The sequence below is a fragment of the Solemya elarraichensis gill symbiont genome (assembly GCF_002021095.1).
GTDB lineage: Bacteria > Pseudomonadota > Gammaproteobacteria > Chromatiales > Chromatiaceae.
Genome location: NZ_MPRK01000320.1, coordinates 1 through 1,623, shown reverse-complemented (window position 1 = coordinate 1,623; position 1,623 = coordinate 1). Strand labels below are relative to the sequence as shown.

Below are 1,623 nucleotides of genomic sequence, written 5' to 3'. Positions count from 1 at the left end.
GATTGGCGCAAACGAAAACCACAGCTAAGGATGCCGAGACCGATGATGAGCACAAGCGTTAGAGCCGGAGATTCATTTTTCGACACGCAAGGACGTTGGCGCAGGCTGCCTGCCGGCGATGGCTATCGCGTCGCCCTGCGAGACGATCATCCGTATTTTTCACACCATCGCGTGCGCGGCTGGAAGGTCCTGCCTGGTGTGGTGTATCTGGAGCTGGCTTTGAGCGCTGTCGCAAGGTCGCGGCCGGATTTTAATACCTGTTTTGTCGATGAAGTGGTCTGGTTGCGCCCGGTTCTCGCCAATACGCCGGAGACGGAGATCGACGTGCAACTGGCGCCGATCAGCCCGACGCGCATTGAGTTCCGCATAGAGCATGGGGGAGAGATGTGCGGCGGCGGTGTTTTAAATGCGCAGGCGGTATCCGGGCGCGCTGATCCTCTGGCGACGCCGTTGTGCGTACGCAGCCAGGTCGGCGCCGAGACCCGGGACCACTTTCCGCGAAGCGAGGTCTACGCCGCCTTCGCCGATATGGGGATCGTCTACGGCCCTTACTTTCAACGCATCAGCTACGTGCAGCGCCTGTCCAACAAGGCGCTGTCCTGGCTGAGCAATTACGCCGGCGTTTCTCTGGGATGGGCCGGCCTGCTGGACTGCGCGTTTCAGACCAGCATGGCGATTTCCATCGGCGAGCGCAGGGAGAGTCTGATGCCATATTCCCTGGGCCGGCTGACCTTACATCAAGCGCTGCCTGAACAGGCTTTGGGCAGCGCCTGCGTGCTGACGGAGAAACTGTCTCCGTTTCGCACCAACCTCACTGTTTTTGACGAAGCCTACACCCCCCTGCTGTCTGTTTTTGACCTGGGCGTCAAACCATCACATTTACAATAAAGGAGTATGAGGGATATGGAGTTTGCCGAAATATCTCAAACGGCTATCGATTCGCTGGTGTTTTCTCCCGAATGGAAAATCCTGCCTTTGGCGGCGGCGTCCGAGGCGGACGAGCTCTGGGTCATTATTGTTCCGCCATCGCAGGCAGCGCTGCGCGAGGAAATCGCCGATTATACGCCCCAGGCGGAAGTGCGCCTGCTGGACCCTCAAACCATTGACGACCTGGCGCGGGCTGTGGATAAAAAAACCGCGCTGCGCCTGTGTTTCGTCACCCGTACCCCCTGGCGCGCCGCCGTGCCGGACGAGGACGTCAGCGCCTTTTTTAGTCTGCTCAAAGCGCTGCGTGACAAGCCCGCGGTCAAACTGGACGTGTTCACGGACAAAGCTGTCGCCAGCCCGCTGTTCGAGAGCGTCACCCATCCTGTGGACGGCGTCTATGTGGGACTGGCGCAGACCCTGGCCAAAGAGCGGCCGGAATGGACCGTGCGCAGCTTCTCGCTGCACAGGCTGACTCCAGATACGTTGCGGGAGGCGTTGCGCGCGCCGCTTCCCACGTTGCTGGGCAGGCCGGTCTGTCTCGCGGACGGGCGCTATGGCGTCGCCGACATGCAGCCGACGACCTTGAGCCCATGGCCGGCGCAATCCGCTTTTCGCCAGCAGGGAACCTATGTGATTCTCGGCGGCGCCGGCGGGTTGGGCGGCAAACTGGCGGAATATCTGGCCGCTCGCTATCAG

The 1,623-nt window shown here is 61.0% G+C and carries 2 protein-coding genes; both read left to right on the top strand.

Translation table 11 applies throughout. The features are described 5' to 3' along the window. Positions 1-888 (top strand): polyketide synthase dehydratase domain-containing protein (locus BOW51_RS10610; protein ID WP_153039648.1); only part of this gene is annotated, 888 nt, incomplete at its 5' end. A 15-nt stretch (positions 889-903) separates the two neighbouring features. Further along, positions 904-1,623 (top strand): Rossmann-fold NAD(P)-binding domain-containing protein (locus BOW51_RS10605; protein ID WP_135568273.1); only part of this gene is annotated, 720 nt, incomplete at its 3' end.